This window comes from Streptomyces sp. LARHCF249 (genome assembly GCF_052871255.1).
Window position 1 is genome coordinate 387,886 of sequence record NZ_JBIXJQ010000001.1, and the last position, 17,594, is coordinate 405,479.

16 protein-coding genes are annotated in these 17,594 nt (G+C 72.5%); 5 read left to right on the forward strand and 11 right to left on the reverse strand.

Annotation, left to right across the window (positions count from 1 at the left end):
- Positions 1-9: 9 nt before the first annotated feature.
- From thpD to ACIPUC_RS01985, 5 genes are all read right to left on the reverse strand, one after another.
- The gene (gene thpD, locus ACIPUC_RS01965; RefSeq protein ID WP_446586229.1) at positions 10-909 is read right to left on the reverse strand and encodes an ectoine hydroxylase; all 900 of its coding nucleotides are present in this window, start codon (positions 907-909) and stop codon (positions 10-12) included.
- Between the two features lie 62 nt (positions 910-971).
- Entirely contained in the window at positions 972-1,376 is a 405-nt protein-coding gene (locus ACIPUC_RS01970; RefSeq protein ID WP_446586230.1) for an ectoine synthase, read from the reverse strand.
- Between the two features lie 29 nt (positions 1,377-1,405).
- Positions 1,406-2,671: a diaminobutyrate--2-oxoglutarate transaminase gene (ectB, locus tag ACIPUC_RS01975; protein ID WP_446586231.1), complete on the reverse strand. Its 1,266-nt coding sequence runs from the start codon at positions 2,669-2,671 to the stop codon at positions 1,406-1,408.
- A gap of 97 nt (positions 2,672-2,768) precedes the next feature.
- Positions 2,769-3,323 carry a diaminobutyrate acetyltransferase gene (gene ectA, locus ACIPUC_RS01980; protein WP_446586232.1) on the reverse strand — a complete coding sequence of 185 codons (555 nt, stop codon included), beginning with the start codon at positions 3,321-3,323 and terminating at the stop codon, positions 2,769-2,771.
- 277 nt (positions 3,324-3,600) lie between these two features.
- Positions 3,601-4,686, reverse strand: coding sequence for a DUF5937 family protein (locus tag ACIPUC_RS01985; RefSeq protein ID WP_446586233.1), 1,086 nt, complete (start codon positions 4,684-4,686; stop codon positions 3,601-3,603).
- A gap of 99 nt (positions 4,687-4,785) precedes the next feature.
- On the opposite strand from ACIPUC_RS01985, the gene ACIPUC_RS01990 reads away from it, so the two are divergent.
- The 3 genes from ACIPUC_RS01990 to ACIPUC_RS02000 all read left to right on the forward strand — a co-directional run bounded on the left by ACIPUC_RS01990 (position 4,786) and on the right by ACIPUC_RS02000 (position 7,391).
- Positions 4,786-6,072, forward strand: a complete 1,287-nt coding sequence (locus ACIPUC_RS01990) for an MFS transporter (protein WP_446586234.1) — start codon at positions 4,786-4,788, stop codon at positions 6,070-6,072.
- A gap of 54 nt (positions 6,073-6,126) precedes the next feature.
- Positions 6,127-6,576: an SRPBCC family protein gene (locus tag ACIPUC_RS01995; RefSeq protein ID WP_446586235.1), complete on the forward strand. Its 450-nt coding sequence runs from the start codon at positions 6,127-6,129 to the stop codon at positions 6,574-6,576.
- Positions 6,577-6,782: 206 nt separating this feature from the next.
- Positions 6,783-7,391 (forward strand): response regulator transcription factor, encoded by a 609-nt coding sequence (locus tag ACIPUC_RS02000; protein ID WP_446586236.1) that lies wholly within the window; start codon positions 6,783-6,785, stop codon positions 7,389-7,391.
- Between the two features lie 28 nt (positions 7,392-7,419).
- Here ACIPUC_RS02000 and ACIPUC_RS02005 read toward each other — a convergent pair whose 3' ends face one another.
- The 4 genes from ACIPUC_RS02005 to lanKC form a co-directional block, all read right to left on the reverse strand.
- The gene (locus ACIPUC_RS02005; protein WP_446586237.1) at positions 7,420-9,192 is read right to left on the reverse strand and encodes an ATP-binding cassette domain-containing protein; all 1,773 of its coding nucleotides are present in this window, start codon (positions 9,190-9,192) and stop codon (positions 7,420-7,422) included.
- Positions 9,189-11,033, reverse strand: coding sequence for an ATP-binding cassette domain-containing protein (locus ACIPUC_RS02010; protein WP_446586238.1), 1,845 nt, complete (start codon positions 11,031-11,033; stop codon positions 9,189-9,191). Before ACIPUC_RS02010 ends, ACIPUC_RS02005 begins: the two co-directional genes overlap by 4 nt.
- A gap of 88 nt (positions 11,034-11,121) precedes the next feature.
- The gene (locus tag ACIPUC_RS02015; RefSeq protein WP_030962357.1) at positions 11,122-11,256 is read right to left on the reverse strand and encodes a SapB/AmfS family lanthipeptide; all 135 of its coding nucleotides are present in this window, start codon (positions 11,254-11,256) and stop codon (positions 11,122-11,124) included.
- Positions 11,253-13,883, reverse strand: a complete 2,631-nt coding sequence (lanKC, locus tag ACIPUC_RS02020) for a class III lanthionine synthetase LanKC (RefSeq protein WP_446586239.1) — start codon at positions 13,881-13,883, stop codon at positions 11,253-11,255. Before lanKC ends, ACIPUC_RS02015 begins: the two co-directional genes overlap by 4 nt.
- A gap of 498 nt (positions 13,884-14,381) precedes the next feature.
- Here lanKC and ACIPUC_RS02025 point away from each other — a divergent pair, with 498 nt between their 5' ends.
- Both ACIPUC_RS02025 and ACIPUC_RS02030 read left to right on the forward strand, forming a co-directional pair.
- Entirely contained in the window at positions 14,382-15,629 is a 1,248-nt protein-coding gene (locus ACIPUC_RS02025) for a globin domain-containing protein (protein ID WP_446586240.1), read from the forward strand.
- A gap of 36 nt (positions 15,630-15,665) precedes the next feature.
- On the forward strand, positions 15,666-16,283 hold the full coding sequence (locus tag ACIPUC_RS02030; protein ID WP_446586241.1) for a pyridoxamine 5'-phosphate oxidase family protein: 618 nt from the start codon (positions 15,666-15,668) through the stop codon (positions 16,281-16,283).
- A 67-nt stretch (positions 16,284-16,350) separates the two neighbouring features.
- Here ACIPUC_RS02030 and ACIPUC_RS02035 read toward each other — a convergent pair whose 3' ends face one another.
- Both ACIPUC_RS02035 and ACIPUC_RS02040 read right to left on the reverse strand, forming a co-directional pair.
- On the reverse strand, positions 16,351-16,710 hold the full coding sequence (locus tag ACIPUC_RS02035) for a hypothetical protein (protein WP_446586242.1): 360 nt from the start codon (positions 16,708-16,710) through the stop codon (positions 16,351-16,353).
- A 124-nt stretch (positions 16,711-16,834) separates the two neighbouring features.
- Entirely contained in the window at positions 16,835-17,530 is a 696-nt protein-coding gene (locus tag ACIPUC_RS02040; RefSeq protein WP_446586243.1) for an SMI1/KNR4 family protein, read from the reverse strand.
- Positions 17,531-17,594: the final 64 nt, after the last annotated feature.

A 17,594-nucleotide genomic window follows, 5' to 3' on the forward strand; every position in this document is an offset into this window, starting at 1 on the left:
GAGCGGGTGTCAGCGCACGGGGGTCACGTCCCGCGCCGCGATGAAGCCGGGGCGGCGGACGGGGGCCGCGAAGGGCTCCACAGGGGCGTTCTCGACACTGTTGAACACGAAGAAGACGTTGCTGCGCGGGTACGGTGTGATGTTGTCGCCGGAGCCGTGCATCGCATTGCAGTCGAACCAGGTGGCCGAGCCGGCCTGCCCCGTGAACAGGCGGATCCCGCAGGCCTCCGCGAACTTCGCGAGGGCTTCCTTCGAGGGCGTGCCCGCGTCCTGCATCTGCAGGGACTTCTTGTAGTTGTCCTTCGGCGTCTCGCCCGCGCAGCCCAGGAAGGTCCGGTGCGAGCCGGGCATGATCATGAGCCCGCCGTTGGTGGGGTAGTTCGGCGTCAGCGCGATCGACACGGAGACGGTCCTCATGCGCGGCAGTCCGTCCTCCGCGTGCCACGTCTCGAAGTCGGAGTGCCAATAGAACCCGCGGGCTCCGAAGCCGGGCTTCACGTTGATCCGGGACTGGTGCACGTAGACGTCCGAACCGAGGATCTGGCGCGCGGTCCCCACGACACGGGGGTCCGCCGCGAGCCGGGCGAAGACCTCGCTGATCCGGTGCACTTCGAAGACCGAGCGCACCTCCTGCGACGTGCGCTCGATGATCGAGCGCTCGTCGGCGCGTATCACGGGGTCGGCGACCAGGCGGTCCAGCTCGCTGCGGTAGACGTCCACCTCTTCGGGCGTGATGAGCTGCTCCACCGGGTGGAACCCGTGCTGCTCGAATCCCTCCAGTTCACGCCTCCACAGGGGCCCCGGCGTTCCGGGATCGGACCATATGACGGGGTCCTTGCGGCCGATCAGGGCCTCCTGGGCGCCCCTGGTCGGGTAGACGTCCGCGATGCGCTCGGCTGTGGTGCTCATGATGGTGCCTGCCTCTCCTCTCTCGTTCTCCGTGTGGGTGTCCGCGTACCCGTCGTCCGCCGTCAGGCGTGGTCCGGCTCCGTGAGCAGGGGGTAGACACCGTTCTCGTCGTGGTCCTCCCGCCCCGTGACGGGCGGGTTGAAGACGCACAGGCAGCGGAAGTCCCGCTCGACGCGCAGGGTGTGCCGCTCGTGGCCGTCGAGCAGGTACATGGTCCCGGGGGTGATGCGGTACGTCTCGCCCGTCTCCTCGTCGGTGAGTTCCGCGTCGCCTTCCACGCACACGACGGCTTCGACGTGGTTCGCGTACCACATCGACGTCACCGTCCCGGCGTAGAGCACCGTCTCGTGCAGGGAGAAGCCGACGCGTTCCCGTGCGAGGACGATGCGCTTGCTCTCCCAGGTACCGGAGGCGGACTTCACGTGCCGCTCGGTGCCCTCGATGTCCTTGAATGAACGGACGATCACTGTGGCCTGCCTTTCTCCTGCTCGTGCGGTCAGGCCGTCTCGCGGACCGAGCGCGTCAGGATCTCCAGCCCCTCGTCCAGCTCCGCGGACGACACGGTGAGCGGCGGCAGCAGCTTCACCACCTCGCTCTCGGGGCCGGAGGTCTCGACGAGGAGGCCGTGCTCGAAGGCCTGGGCGCACACCTCGCCCGCCCGGTTCCTGTCCTGGAACTCGATGCCCCAGACCATGCCCTTGCCGCGGTGGCTCGCGCCCAGGGCCGGGTCGGAGCAGAGCTCGCGCAGGGCCTCGTCGATCCGGTTGCCCTGGGTGAGGGTCCGCTGGCGCAGGACGCCGTCGCGCCAGTAGGTGTCCAGGGCGGCGGTGGCCGTGACGAAGGCCGGGTTGTTGCCGCGGAAGGTGCCGTTGTGCTCGCCGGGCTCCCAGATGTCCAGCTCCGGCTTGAACAGGCAGAGCGCCATGGGGAGTCCGTACCCGCTGATGGACTTGGAGACCGTCACGATGTCCGGTGTGATGCCCGCGTCCTCGAAGGAGAAGAAGCTTCCGGTGCGGCCGCAGCCCATCTGGACGTCGTCGACGATGAGGAGCATGTCGCGGCGCCGGCACAGGTCCGCCAGCTGTTGCAGCCATTCGGGGCGGGCGACGTTCACTCCGCCCTCTCCCTGCACGGTTTCGACGATCACGGCGGCGGGCTGGTTCAGGCCGGACCCCTGGTCCTCCAGGAGCCGTTCGAACCAGATGAAGTCCGGCACTTGGCCGCCGAGGTAGTTGTCGAAGGGCATGGGGGTGGTGTGTACGAGGGGGATGCCCGCCCCGGCCCGTTTGAAGGCGTTGCCGGTCACCGCGAGCGAGCCGAGGGACATTCCGTGGAAGGCATTGGTGAAGGAGACGACCGATTCGCGGCCCTTGACCTTCCTGGCCAGCTTCAGTGCCGCCTCGACGGCGTTGGTGCCGGTCGGCCCGGGGAACATGACCTTGTACGGAAGACCGCGCGGGGCGAGGATCGCGGACTGGAAGGCCTCCAGGAAGTCCCGCTTGGCGGTCGTCGACATGTCCAGGGCGTGGGTGATGCCGTCCCGTTCGATGTAGTCGAGGAGCGCGCGTTTCAGTACGGGGTTGTTGTGGCCGTAGTTGAGCGACCCGGCTCCGGCGAAGAAGTCGAGGTAGTCGCGGCCCCGCTCGTCGCGCAGCCGGCTGCCGCTCGCCTGCTCGAAGACGGTCGGCCAGGCCCGGCAGTAGCTGCGGACCTCCGACTCCACGGTCTCGAAGACGGTCAGAAGCGGCTCGGTGATGGTCAATGCGCTCTCCAAACGTTGTGCGGCGTGGCTGCGCCCTGCGGGACCGCCACGCGGGGTGGTGCGGTGAACCGGCGAAGAGGGCCGGCGGGCCCGGATGTCAGAAGCCCGGCAGCGCTATGCGGTGGAGCACTTCGGTGGCGTGTGCGTCGCTCTCGGGGAAGTGACCGGGCTCGAAGAGCACCTCGCGGGTGAGTGAGGCGCCGTGGCGGGCGGCGTACGAGGCGAACAGCCGCTCCGAGGCGGTGTTCCCCCGCTCGATGGTCGTTTCCAGACAGCGCAGGCCGTCCTGCCGCCGCGCCTCGCGGGCGGACAGCCCGTCGAGCAGCGCCCCGGCCACTCCCTGCCCGCGCAGGGCCTCGTCGACGGCCACCTGCCAGACGAACAGGGTGCCGGGGGCCCCGGGCCGCCGGTATCCGCTGACGAATCCGACGGGCCGCCCGCTCGGGTCGCGGGCCACCGCGGAGGTGGCGGCGAAATCACGGCACCAGAGGAGGTAGCTGTACGGGGAGTTCAGGTCCAGGACTTCAGAGTCACGGGCGATACGCCAGAGGGAGGCTCCGTCTCCCACGTCAGGGCTGTCGAAACGCAACTCCACGGGAAGTTCCAGGAGGGCGCTTCGGCTGCGGGCCAGGTCTGCGGGTGCAGTGGTCATGCGGAGGGAAGTTACCCAGCACGAGCCCAAATTGCATGGGGCTGGAGGGTTCCGTGCTGCGGCAGGGCGTGATAGATGGCGAAGCACGCAGAAGCCCTGCGTTCACCCTCGCCAGTGCACTGAATATGGCGATTTAGCATGAAATATTAGCCCAAGACGAGCGAGTATAACGAGAATGTAACTCCTTCACGCAGGACCAGAACTGGCTTGTAATGGTCGCCACTTCGCTCACCGAGACCGTTTCGCTTTCGCCTGACGGGGCAGGATGGGCGGCTGCTCAGCGCAGTACGGCCGCCAGCAGGTCGGTGCCCAGCGCCGTCAGGTCGGGCAGGTTGAGGGTGTAGCGGACGTAACGACCGTGCCGCCGGGCCGTGAGCAGGCCCGCGCGGCGCAGGACGGCGAGGTGGCGGGACACCTCCGGAGGGGAAAGCTCCCAGGCGTGGGCCAGCTCGCCGGTGGTGTGCGGGCCGCGGGCCAGGGTGCGCAGCAGCCGCAGCCGTACCGGATGGGCGAGTGCCTCCAGCCGCAGTGTGACCGTTTCCAGCGATACCGGCTCCGATGGACTCGGCTCCGCCACGGGGTACTGCACCACCGGCTGCCACCCGGGCGCGTGGACCGCCACCAGGTGCGGGCGGCCGAAGACGCTGGGGATGAAGGTGACCCCGGTCCCCTGGGCGGCGGTCGCCTTGTCCTGCAGCTTGTCCACGATGATGCAGTCGCCGTCCGGTGCCAGGGTGACCGCGCCGGAGACCGATGCGAGTGCCGCCCCGATGCCCTGGCGCTTCAGCAGGTCGTTCTTCACGCGCAGGTCGGTGGCGAGCTGCACGGCGACGCCCGTCCAGGCGGCGTCGAAGAAGGCCTCGGCGCACTGTTCGAGGGTGTGGCGCACCCGCGCCCGCACGGCGGCCGGGTCCGCCAGCAGCCTTTCCGCAAAGGCCTCTTGGCGCGCGCCGCGGGCCTGGGCCACGTCCAGGGCCCGCTCGCGCGCCGTCGCGTCGGTGAGCGGCGACGGCGCGGCGAAGTGGACCCGGCTGCCGCCGCAGGTGGTGACGAGCGCAGCGGTCACGTACGTGGCGTCGTCGATCCGGTCGACGTCGTCCAACTCCTCGGCGAGGGTGGCCCGGGGCCGGGCGGGGAGCAGGAAGTCGGCTTGTGAGGAGCGCCAGAGGAACTCCGCCTCCCGCAACCGCTCGGCCAGCTCCGGCCGCAGCCCCGCCCAGACGTCCCCGGCCCAGCCGGCGAGCTGCGGATGGTGCCCTGGTTCGGCCAGCACGTGCAGCATCGCGGTCAGCTCGGCCAGCGGGGAGGCGGCGAACCGAAGTCGCTCGGACGGCAGGCCGCTGATGTCGATCCTCAACGTCACCCCCTCATCATCACCGACCGGACGGACGGCGACGGCGTCGATTGACGGTGTCCGTCAACCGGCGGGGCCCGCCCGGCGGTCCGACGCACCGTTGGCGCCATGGCAACCACCACCAAGATCCGGCCCCGTGCCCTCATCCGCGCCTCCGGAGGCCCCCGCTACGCCGTCGCCCTGGCCGTGGACGCGCTCGGCACCGGCCTGCTGCGGCCCTTTCTGCTGCTGTACGGGGTGACGGTGCTGAGGCTGTCCGCGCCGGCCACCGGCATCGCCATGACGGCCGGCGTCGTCGTGGGTCTGGTGTGCATGCCCGCGGTGGGCCGATGGCTGGACCGGGGAGCGCGCAGCACGGTCGTGGCAGCGTCGATGCTGGTGCGGGTGCTGGGCGTGGCGCTGCTGCTGGCCGCTCCGGCGGGGCACGTCTGGCTGTTCGCGGCGGCGGCGCTCTTCCTCGGCATCGGCAACCAGGCGTGGCCGGCCGCGCACGCCGCTCTCGTGGCCACGGTCGCCCACGGCCGGGAACGCGATGCCGCTCTCGCGGGAGGCCGCGCCCTGCGCAACGCCGGGCTGGGCGTGGGCGCGCTGCTCGCCACCGCATGCCTGGCGGGCGGCGCCACCGCATTGCAGGCGCTGGCAGCCGTCACCGGGCTCGCCTATCTCCTTGCGGCGGGCCTGGCGTGGTCGGTCCACCTGCACGCGCGTCCGGCTGCTGCCCCGGCCAAGGACGGGGACGCCGGGCCCGCACCCCGGACGCGGGCGCTGCTGGCCGCCAACGTGATCTACGTCTTCTGCCTCAACGTCCCCGAAATCGCGCTCCCCCTGGTCCTGGTGACACAGCTGGACGCATCCCCGGTGTGGTCGGCAGCCATCTTCGTGGCGAACACGGTGCTGGTGGTCACCCTGCAGGTTCCGGTCACCGTCCTGATGTCCCGCTTCTCCCGGCGGACCGTGCTGGCTCTCGCCGGCGTCGTCCTCACCGCGTCCTACCTCGGGTTCCTGGCGGCCACCTCACTGGGACACGGCTGGGCTGTCCCGGCCGTAGCCGCGGTGTCCGTGGTCTGCACGATCGGCGAGATCATCTATGCCGGCAGCGCCACCGCGCTCGTCACCGACCTCGCCCCGGCCCATGCCCTGGGACGCACCCTCGCCCGCTTCGAGCTCTCCACGGGCTTCGGCCTCGCCGTCTCCCCGGCGGCCATCACCGCTCTCGCGCCCCACGGCCCGGCCGCCCTCTGGGGCAGCCTCGCCGCTGCGACGCTCCTCTCCGCCTCCGCCGTTGCCACCGAGAAGGATCAGGGACGCGGCCCGGCCGTGGGTGAGGACACCGTGCCGCCCGGGCCCGTGCATGGGGCCCTCAGGGGCGGGCAACCGCGCCTCGAGACGTCCTGACGGACGACCCGCACCGCATGGTGCGCGGCTGCCGATGACACGGAAGGGGTGCGCATGTCGCACGTCGAGGAGTACGTCGAGGTCAACGTCCCGGTACGCACGGCCTACAACCAGTGGACGCAGTTCGAGGAGTTCCCCGCCTTCATGGAGGGGGTCTTGCGCATCGACCAGCGCACGGACACGCTCACCCACTGGGTGACGAACGTGAACGGTGTGCGGCGCGAGTTCGACGCGCAGATCACCGAGCAGCTGCCGGACCGGCGCGTCGCGTGGATGACGGTCGACGGGGAGGCCCGCCAGGCCGGGCTCGTCACCTTCCAGCCGATCGACGCGACCACCACCAAGATCGTCCTGCACATGAACTGGGTGCCCGACGGCCTGGCCGAAACGGCGGCCGACAAGCTCGGCTTCGTCAAGCGTCAGGTCGTGGGCGACCTGAAGCGGTTCAAGCTGTTCATCGAGTCGCGCGGGGTCGAGACGGGCGCTTGGCGCGGCGAGGTCTGACCGCGACGAACGGCGCGCCCCGCCGAAGGCAGGGCAGGACGGGCCCGGTCTTCAAGGAGGTAACCCGCCTAAGCGAAGCGGAATCCTTGGGTATCTCGGCCAAGTTGCCCGTACACCTCTCCGCGCCCCCCGCAGTGACGTTCCATCACCCCTGTACGGGGCACCCGCATGGGTGCTGTTGGTTCGTCTACCGAGGAGAGCTCACCGTGACGAAGGTCCTCGTCCTGCACAGCGTCAGCCTGGTCAGGTCGGCACTGGCCGCCCTGCTGAGATCGGAAGGACCCTTCGAGGTGACCTCGGCGGGCTGGCGGACCGCGGCACGCCAGGCCGAGTCCTTACGGCCAGACGTGACGGTCGTCGACCTCGACTGTCCGGGGACGACGGCCGTTCTGGCCGACAGCCGACGCGCGGACGGCCAGGTCCTCGCGTCCCCGTCCTCGGTACTGGTGCTCGCGTCGACCGGCGCGCCCGGTTCCCTGCACCGGGCCTTCCGGGCCGAGGCCCGCGGCTACGTCGACAAGGACGGCTCGCCGGGGCGCCTCGTACGGGCCGTCCGGAAGGTCGCCGCCGGGGAACGGTTCATCGACGCCTCACTGGCCTCCGCCTTCATGGAGGCCGACCCCGTGCCGCTGAGCCCGCGGGAGGTCAGCGTGCTGACCCGGGCCGCGGAGGGCGATTCCATCGCCGAGATCGCCCGCACCCTGCACCTGGCGAGCGGGACGGTACGCAACTACATGGCCGCGGCGACCCGCAAGACCGGTGCGCGCAACCTCATCGACGCGATCCGCATATCCCGGCGGGAGGGCTGGGTCTGATCCGCCGCGGACGGGGCCGAGGACCGCGTCATTCGTCCGCGGTCCCGTTCCACTTCCCCACGAGATCGCGGTACAGGGGCGACCTGGCCGGAAGTTCCGCATGCGTGCCGCACACGGCGCGGGTCCCGTCGAGGACGAGGACCCGGTCGGCGCGGGCCGCGGACGAGACGCGGTGGGCCACGACGACGAGGGTGCCGGGACGCTCGGCGAGGGCCCGTTCGGCACGCTCCTCGGTACGCGGGTCCAGGTGGCAGGTGGCCTCGTCGAGCAGCAGCAGCGGCGCCGGCGACAGGTAGGCGGCGGCGAGTGCGAGGTGCTGGCTCTCGCCCCGGGACAGCTGCCGGGGGGACACTTCTCCGTCCAGGCCGCCCAGGCGCTCCACCAGGTCGTCCAGCCCCAGGGCGCCGATGGCCCGCCACAGGCGGAGGTCCCCGGGGACGGGAGCGCCTCCCGGAGCCGGAGACAGGTGGCTCAGGTTCTCCCGCACCGTGCCGGAGAACACGTAGGCCTGCTGCGGCAGCAGGGTCCGCCGCGGGTCCGGTCCCGCGGCACCCGGCTCCCGGCGGGCGGCCGCACCGGCGACGAGGACCGTCCCCGCGTCGGGTGCCAGCATCCCGGCGAGCAGCGCGGTGAGCGTGGACTTGCCGATGCCGCTCGGCCCGACCACGGCGAGGTGCTCCCCCGGCCGCACCACCAGGTCGAGGGTGTCGAGTACGGGGGCCGCGCCGGGGCCGTAGGCGAAGGTGACGCCCCTGAGCTCGGCCGCGGCGGAGGGCTGCCGGCCGGTGTGGGCGAGTGCCCGGGGCTTCGTCGCGCGGCCGCCGTCCGGGGCCGGCGGCAACGGATCACAGAAGCGTTCGAGGACCACCAGCAGGCGGGTGCCGGCGGAGCCCAGGGCCGTCATCAGGGAGTTGAGGGCGGGCAGCAGCGCCGTGACCACGTACGTGAGACCGCCGGCCAGCGTACCGGCGGTGATCCCGTGCCCGAGCAGCCAGGGGGTCGCGGCGAGCAGCGCGATCACCGGCAGCCGGCCCGCCGTTGCCAGGGCCACGGTGCGCAGGGCCGCCCAGCGCGCGAGCCTGCGCGCCAGCCGCTCCTGGGTGGCGATCAGGGGCTCCACCCGGGCTCGTGCCGCCGCCTGTCCACCGCAGGCGGCGATGTCGCGCAGACCCTCCCCCAGCGCCGCCACCCGGTCCGACAGCGCCTCGTCGGTGTCCAGGGAGAGCCGTTGCACGGACGCCATGGGGCGGAGCGTCGCCAGGAAGGCGGCCATGCCCAGCAGCAGCGGAGGCAGCACGACCACGAGCAGCACGGGAGCCAGGGCGGCCATGCCCGCGAAGGCGCCCACGGCGGTGAAGACGAACGAACGTGTCGTCAGGACGAGCCCGGCGAAGGAGTCCCGGGCCATTTCCGTCTGCTGCGTGAGCCGGGACACGGCGCCCGTGTCGGGAGCGCGAGCCGGGTCGGCGACGGCGCGATCCAGTGTCTGACCGACCGCCCGCCGGACCAGGCCGTCGCGCAGCGGCTCCACGAGGTCCGCGAGTCCGGCGAACACACCCCGCAGCGCGAACCCGCCGAGCAGTGCTCCCGCTCCGGCCGCGGCCAGCCAGGCGAGACCGGTGGCGGTGCGGCCGGCGAGGAAGCCGTCGTCGAGGGCGCGGGCCACGCCGTAGCCGCCGAGGAAGGTGTGCGCGGACTCGAGGAGCGACCACGCCGCCAGCCGTCCCGCAGCGCCCTTGCGGCCGCGCAGGAACCGGCGGCCCTCGGGGGCCACCCGACGCCAGGCCTCGCTCTCGGTCACCGCGCCGCCTCCGCTGCCGTTTCCGCTGCCGTTTCCCCTGCCGCCTGCGTCGCCGGCCCTGTCGCCGGCCCTGTCGTCGCTTCCCCTCCGGCTCCCGCCTTCCCGTCGGCAGCGAACACCGACCGGTAGTCGGGTTCCTGCTGCCACAGCTCGCCGTGGGTGCCTGCCGCGCGCACCCGGCCGTCCTCGAGCCATACGACGAGGTCGGCGCGGACGGCGGACGAGAGGCGGTGCGCGACGACGATCCGGGTGCCGGGCCGGATCTCCTGGGCGAGCGCCCGCTCGACCTCCCGGGCCGTGACGGTGTCGAGGCTGGAGGTGGCGTCGTCCAGCACGAGGAGCCGACCCGCGTGGCAGAACGCCCTGGCCAGACCGAGGCGTTGGACCTCGCCGCCGGACATCGGGGCGTCGGCGAGGCGTGTGCCGTACCCGTGGGGCAGCCGCCGTACGAACAGGTCGGCGCCCGCGGCACGGGCCGCGGCGCGGACGGCTTCCGGGCCGGGGCCCGTACCCGCGCCGAACGCGATCGCGTCCTCGACCGTGTCCCCGAGCAGCACGGGCCGGTCGAAGGCATACCCGACCTCACGGCGCAGCGCTTCGGCGGTCACCTCCCGCAGGGGTACGCCGTCCAGCAGGACCTGGCCGGCATCGGGGTCGGTGAGCCGGCCGGCCACGGCGGCGAACAGGGTCTTGCCGGCGCCGGACCGGCCCACCACCGCCACCGTGCTGCCTCCGGGGATCACCAGGCTGATGTCGTGCAGGACCGTCGATCCGCCGCGCACGACCCGCACGTCGCGCAGTTCCAGGGTGCCCGGACCGCCCTCCGGCAGCTCCGACCGGCCGTGGTCGAGTGCGGGCAGGGCCAGGAGGGCGGCGGTCCGCCGGGCGGCGGCGCGGCCCCGGACCACGGCGGCCAGCCCGCCGGTCACGGCGCCGACCCCGGCCGCGAGGGCGGCGTACCGTACGGCGGCGAGGAGTTCGCCGATCCCGATGGCTCCGGCCGACAGGCGGATGCCGCCGACGGCGAGGACCGCGTACAGGAGCATCGGCATGAGGGCCGCGGACCGGGCCGCCGTTCCCCCGTAGACCCGCCACATCCGCCTGCCCTCGGTACCGAGTTCCGGCAACCGGGCGAGGATCCGCGTGCGTTCGCGGTCGGCGGTACCGGCGGCGGCGATCGTGCGCGCCCCGGCCAGTGCCTCGACGAGGCGGCCGGCGGTCGCGAGCTGCACCTGCTGGTAGCGGGCGACGCTGCTGAGGGTGTCGCGGGCGAAGGCCCGCAGCAGGAGCACCAGCAGCGGAACGCCCAGGAGGAAGGCGAGCGCCGTCCACGGGTCGATGAGGAAGAGTGCGGCCACCGCGCCGACCGGCGGCAGCAGTGCGGCGACGGCGTGCGCGGCGGCGGCCGGGACCTTTCCGGCCTCGGTGGCGTGTGCGGTCAGCCGGGCGGCGGTTTCGCCGGGTGCGTGGCGGGCGGCGTGGTGCGGAGCCGTCCGCAGCAGCCGGGCGAGCACGAGCCTGCGCAAGCGGGCGGCGGAGCGGCCGTCCACCTCGCCGGTCAGCCGTGCGGCGGCGGCGTCCAGCGCCACTTCGGCCGCGATGACCGCGGCGCACAACAGGGTCCAGGCGGGGCCCGACGGCGCTCCGCGGAGCAGCAGGTCGAGGGTGTGGCCGAGGACGGCGGGTTCGGCGAGTGCTGCCGCGGCGGCCGCCACCGTGCATCCGAGGACGGCGGCGGTGCGGCCGCCACTGTGCCGGGCCACGGCCACGAGGGCCTGGTCGGCGCCTCGTTCCACGGCCGGCGTCTCGGCTCTGTCGACCGCCGCGTCGGGGGGCGTCATCGGCGGATGCCTCCAGGGATGTGCGGTGCCTCCAGGAAGGTGGTGCGGGCCCGGGCGGCGAACCGCCCGGGCCCGAGGTGACCTGAGATCAGTTACAGGTCGTGATGCTCAGGCTGCTGTCGCCGCAGAGCAGCAGGCTGGCCCGGCTGCCGCCGCCCGTCATCGCGACCTCGGCGGTCTCTTCCTTCGGGGTCTCCATCGACTGCAGGTCAAGAAGCGTCATGTCAGATTCCTCTTCTTCTCATGAGTGGTGCGATGGGTCACGGCCCCGAACGGGACCGGCTTGGGGGCCGCTGCGCGCCGGCGCAGCGGCGGGAGGAACGGCAGGTGCGCGCGCCCGCCGGGCGCGGCGCTGCCGAGGGCGAGGAGAGCGCCGGCCGTGCCCGTGGCGAGGTCCATGGACAGCCGCATCATCTGCTCGCCCGGGAAGGCCAGATGCCCCTGGTACGGCACGGCGTGCCGGGCCAGTGCGTCGATCTGGCGGGCGACGGCGTCGGGTCCGGTGCCCGGGCCGGGTGTGGTGGTCCGGGCCAGGTAGAGGATCATCCCGGCGGCCCCGCGCAGCAGCCCGGGCTGGGCGTAGAAGGTCGCCTGCGCCGCCCGTACGATCTCGCGCCGGGCCTGTTCGAAGCGCTCGTCGGGACCGTGCTCCAGCCAGTCGTCGAGCACCATGCCGATGCCGACACTGCCCTCGCCGAGGTACGGCATCGTGCGCCAGCCCTCGTTCACCTGGAGGGTGCCGTACGCGCTGGTGACGCAGCGGTCGAGGTCGCGGTGGAGCGCGTGGGCGGCCTGGATCAGCAGTTCCTTGTCGCCGGTGCGTTCGTACAGCCGCACGAGGAGCAGGGCGGGCCCGGAGTTGCCGTACAGCAGTCCCGCGCGGGCGGGCCGCTGCCCGGCGATCAGTTCGGCGCAGCGCAGGGCCGCGGTGTGCAGCTCGCTCTCGCCGCTCGCGGTGCCGAGCGCGTCCAGGGCGAGGCCGATGCCGGCGAGCCCGCTGTGCAGGTCGGGGCCGGCGCTCTGCCAGGGCTGGTGGAGCAGTTGGTCGGCGAGGGCGAGGGCACGTTCGTGGTGTCCGAGCCGGTGCAGCGTCCAGGCCGTGCCGGCCAGGCCGTCGTAGAAGCCGAGCGGAGTGCCGGAGAGCGGTTCCCCGGTCCGGTCGAGCAGCCACTGCTCGGCCTCGGGCCAGGGGCCGGCGCCGGTCTCGGCGAGGGCGTGGAGTACTCCGGCGATCCCGTAGCCGAAGCCGATGCCTCCCCCGGCGGTCGCGAACTGGGCGATGTCGCCCGGGACGAGGCGGTCCTCGCGGTCCGGGGTGGCGCTCGCCCGCAGGGCCGCGGCCATCGAGGTACGGGCGGCGGGCCATTGCCGCGGTTCGACGGGCAGGTAGGGTCCGGCCGGTGCGGGCAGGCGGTCGCCCGGTGCGCCCTGCGGGACGCCGGACAGGATCTCCTCGACGGCCTCGTCGAGGAACCGCCGCGGTACGGGGAACTGCGCGGCCGCGACGGCGGCCAGGTGGGCGGCCTTGGCCCGGTCCAGGACGAGCAGGCTGGTCAACGGGAGGAACAGGGCGAGGCGCAGGCAGGCGAGGGCGTAGCGGTCGACGGAGAAGCCGCGCCGCTCGGCAGGGGCGACGAAGGCCGGGTTGGCCACGGTCTGCCGCAGTCCCTCGTCGACGTGCGCGGCGGCTTCGAAGTCGAGCAGTGCGACGGAGGGTTCGCCCGTCTCGTCCTCCGCCACCATGATGTTGAAGAGGTGGAGGTCGTTGAAGACCACGCCGCGGGCGTGCACGGCGTCGACGGCCTCGGTGACCCGCCGGTGGATGGCGAGGGCCCACTCGGTGTACGAGGCGAGCTCCGCCGGGTCGGGGTCCGCCTCGATCAGGGGGTGGCGGCGGGCGAAGTACGTGTTGAGGGGCTTGCCGGCGAGGTGTTCCAGCACCAGGAAGTGGTGGTCGCCGACCGTGAACGCGCCGCGGACCGCCGGGACGCAGTCCAGGCCCGCCAGCCGCTCCAGCGCGGCCTGTTCGCGGTGCAGCCGGGTCACGGCGTCGGCGCCGTCGGCGGCGAGTCCGGCGTAGGGCCGGGCCTCCTTGAGGACCACGCTCTCGCCGGTGCGGCTGTCCTTGCCGAGGTAGACGCCGCCGCCGTTGGAGAAGTGCAGCGCCCGCTCCACCGTGAAGGGGATGCCGGTCAGGGTGATCGCGGAGCGCGCCGCGAGGTGCGGCTCCAGGAAGTCGGGCAGTTCGAGCCACTCGGGCGGCTGGAAAGCCGGTCCGCGCCGGTCCGGTACGAGCCGCCCGTCGGGGGTCTCGATGGCCGGGACCAGTTCGCCGTGCTCGTCGTAGCAGTGCCGCAGGGTGAAGCTGCCGTAGCGCAGGTGGACCGGTCCGGCGCCCCAGCGCAGATCGCTGAGGATGTACGGGCCGGCCGCCCCGGCCAGCGCGGCGTCGAGGTCCTCCGCGATCCGGCGGCACTGCTGTTCGCCGGCCGGGTACACGGTGATGAACTTGCCGCTGGCCGCGCGGTCGGCGTACTTGGCGTTGCGCAGGTGCAGCAGGTACCGGCTCGGTATGAACTTGAAGGCGATGCCGCGGGCGGTGCAGTACTCGTACACCGTCGTCAGCAGCGACTCGGCGTTGTCGAGCGTGGCCGAGACGTGGATCTTCCAGCCCTGCGCGGGCAGTTCGGCGCCGTCCGGGCGCAGGGCGAGCCAGTCGCCGCTCCGGTGTGAGCGCCACCCCGACGGGACGGGGGCGAGCGCGGCCGGGTAGCTCTCGCCGGCCCGCCGGTACGGCGCGTCGTAGAACCAGCGGTCGGCGTCGCAGAAGGCGGCGTACCCCTTGTTCACACCTGCTCCCTCGGTCGGTGGCAGACCCGACCGTGTCACGCCCGGCAGACGCGGCGACAGTCACGGCTGTCACCGGTGTGGTGTGCAGTACTCATGAGTCACGAGGGCAGCGGGGGCTGCGGACGCCTCCGGCGTCGGCTACCGCGGCAAAGCCGGGGAGAGGGCGCGGGGAGGTACGGGGGGGCGGGGAGATGCGGGGGCGGGGTGATGGCGACGTGAAGATCAGGTGGTCGCGAAGTGTCCCTTAGCGGGAATACCGGTCCAGACGGTGTCGGCGCCCTGCCGATCGCGCCCTTCGGCTACTTCTGAGTCACCCAGAGGGTCATGTAGCGTCCGGAGCCGTTTGATCCGTTTCAGCGCCCCCGCCCCACCGTGAGGACTCATGCCCGCCACCTTCGGCCCCTCGACCACCGCTCTTCCAAGACGACGGAGCGACGCCGCCCCGTGGTCCGCCGGCGGGAAGCCATCGCGCATATCGGATGGAGGAGCGCTGGTCCTTTGAGGTTCCGGATCAATCGCTCAGGCCACCACCACGCATCCGCGCTCCCGTACCCGGAGGAACCGGCACCCGCTCCGCCCGCCCCTCCCGTTGAGCCGGAGGCCGCCGAGCCGCCGCTGTCGGCCCACGAGATCGACCTCATACGTGCCTCCGTCGCGGTGGTCGAGCCGCTCGCCGCAGACATGACGGTGTACTTCTACGCGATCCTCTTCGCCCGGTACCCCGAGGTCCGTCCGATGTTCCCGCCGGGGATGGACGCCCAGCGCGGCCGCCTGCTGCGCGCGCTGCTGCGCATCGTGGACCTCGTCGACGACCCGGAGAACCTGGTCCGCTTCTGCGAACACCTCGGGCGCGATCACCGCAAGTTCGGCACGCTGAGCGCGCACTTCCCGGCCGTCGGCGAATGCCTCCTCGCCTCCCTCGCCCGCTACGCCGGCCCCGCATGGACCGCGGACATCGCCGCCGCCTGGACCAAGGCCTACGGCGCGGTCGCCGACGTCATGATCAGTGCAGCCGAGGCGGACGAGGCGGTACGGCCCGCCGTATGGCCCGCCACGGTCGTGCACCACGTCGCGCGCGGACACGGGATCGCCGAGGTCACCGTGCGTCCCCACATGCCCTACGCGTACGCCGCCGGACAGTTCGTGAGCGTCGAGACCCCCTGGTGGCCGAAGCACTGGCGCTACTACTCCCCCGCCAACGCCCCCCGCGAGGACGGCACCCTCACCTTTCACGTGCGGGCGGTGCCCGGCGGCTCGGTCAGCAGCGCCCTGGTGCACCGGGCGGCGGTGGGCGACGTGGTCCAGCTCGGCGCGCCGATGGGGGACATGGTGCTGGACGCCGCCGTCCACCGCGAACTGCTCTGCGTCGCCGGCGGCACCGGCCTCGCGCCGATCCGCGCGCTCGTCGAAGAGGTCGCCCGTCGCGGCGGGCGCCACCAGGTGGACCTCTTCCTCGGTGCCCGCACCGGTGCCGAGCTGTACGGGGTCGACGACATGCTCCGGATGGCGCAGCGCCACCACTGGCTGACCATCAGGGGCGCGGTCTCCCACGAGTACATCCCCGGAATCCGGGGGTCCCTGCCGGAGGTGCTGGCCGAGTACGGACCGTGGTACCAGCACGACGTCTATCTCAGCGGCCCGACCCAGATGGTCGTCTCCGCCAACGAGACGCTCACCCTCAACGGCACCTTGCCCGAACGCATCCACCACGACCCGTTCGAAACACCCGTCCTGTCCATGCCCTGAGCCACCCGCTTGCCCGTCCTGCCAGGAGAACGCCCCATGACCTTGCCCCCGCCGTCCTTCGGATCAGCAGGCGAACACCGGCTGCAGCAGCACATGGGCACCGCCGAACGTGCCGCCCGGTTCTACGACCAGCAGGTGCGGCCGTGCCTCACACCCGAGATGCGGGACTTCATAGGGCGCCAGTCCATGGTCTTCCTGGCCACCGCCGACTCCCACGGGGAGTGCGATGCCAGTTTCCGGGCGGGCCCGCCGGGATTCGTGCACGTGATCGACGACCACACCCTCGCCTACCCCGAATTCCGCGGGAACGGGGTGCTCGCCAGCGCCGGCAACATGACGGAGAACCCCCATCTCGGAATGCTGTTCGTGGACTTCACCCACCACCACGTGGGTCTTCACGTCAACGGCACGGCCCGGCTCTACAGCGACGCGGGCCTGCGTTCCCTGCATGCCGGATTGCCCGTCGACGTAGCGCCCGGCCGCAGCCCTGAGATGTGGGTCCATGTGAGCGTCGAAGAGGCCTACATCCACTGCTCCAAGTACATACCCCACCTGGAGCCGGCCCCCCGTCCCTCCGGCCATGACGCCGCGCGGCCCAAGGACGCGAACTATTTCACCGGCCTGGGCGCGGCGCTGGGCACCCGCCACCCGTAGACGCGAAGGACGCACCACCAGGCTCTCGCCGGCGGGGCCGGCGCCCCGCGCCGGCGGGGCCCCTGCCTCATCGGAACTCGTGGACCACCTGGATCGCGCCGACGATGTGAGCGTTGAAGTCGTCCAGTTCCTCGGCCGGAACCCACAGCTCGAGGATCGTCTCGCCCCCGGCCTGCTGAACGGGGTACCGGCTCAAGAACTCCGAATCGACCTCGAACCGGGTAACGAAGCCGACGCCGCTGTGCTTCACGTTCCAGTCCCTCGCGATCCTGATCGCGTAGTCCTCGTTGAGGACCGGGTAGAAGATCGGCTGCTCGGGGAGCCGCGGAGGCCAAGCACGCCAGTTCAGCTCACGTACCAGGTCCAGCTCCTCGGGGCCGGTGGGGCGCCACAGGGTCGTCGTTGCTCGCCGGCTGGTCATGTGCATCGCTCTCTGAACACGCGAGGCCGCTGGTACGGCTCGTCCGAGACGGCACGATACCGGCGCCGGGAACTCGGCAGCCATGCGGTTTCCGCCCGGGGCCACCGCCCTGGCGAGCACGTATCAGGCGCTAGTCCCAGGGGACGGCGGCGAATACCGGGCCGCCGACGGCCCGGTCCAGGCGGTATCGCCTGAGCACCCGATCGAAGCGGGCCCGGCTGCCCGGCACGGCTCCGCGGAGGTCGGCGATCACCGCGCCGTCCGGTACCCGCGCGGCGAGCCCGGCGACCACCGGGTCGGTGCCGGGGCGCGCCCGGAGTCCGGCCGCGGGGTGCAGCGGCAGCTCGGGGCCGTCCAGCTGCAGCTGGTCCCAGAAATCGTCGGCGTACGGCTGGACGCCGTCCTCGAAGCCCGTCTCGTCGACCAGCTCCTCCGCTGTCCCGATCAGGCGGTCGAGCCAGTGCGGCAGCGACTCGGCCTCCACGAAGAGTCCGCCCTCGCGGTACTGCATCAGCACCTGGCCCCACCGGCCGTCGGCCTCGATGTCGACCCAGGTGACGCCGCCACCGCCGTCGTCGGTGACCAGCCAGTGGGGGTGCGGGAGGCCGTGCTCGCCGGCCTGCCGGGGGTGGCCGGTCAGCACGAACTCCACCGGCGGTACCGCGAAGCCGCCCAGTCGGCCCAGTAGTTCCCGCGCCGCGCTCGGCACCGGGACGGGCCAGCGGTCGAAGTCTGCGGCTGTCGCTCCGGGTTGTACGTCGAGGTCGAACGGGACCCGGGCGGCCAGCGCCCGGAGTCGCTTCACGAAGGCGTCACCGGAGATCACCCGCCCACGCTACCGGACCCCGACGCGGGGGCGTCCGGGGCGGCTCCCCGAGCCTGCACGAGCA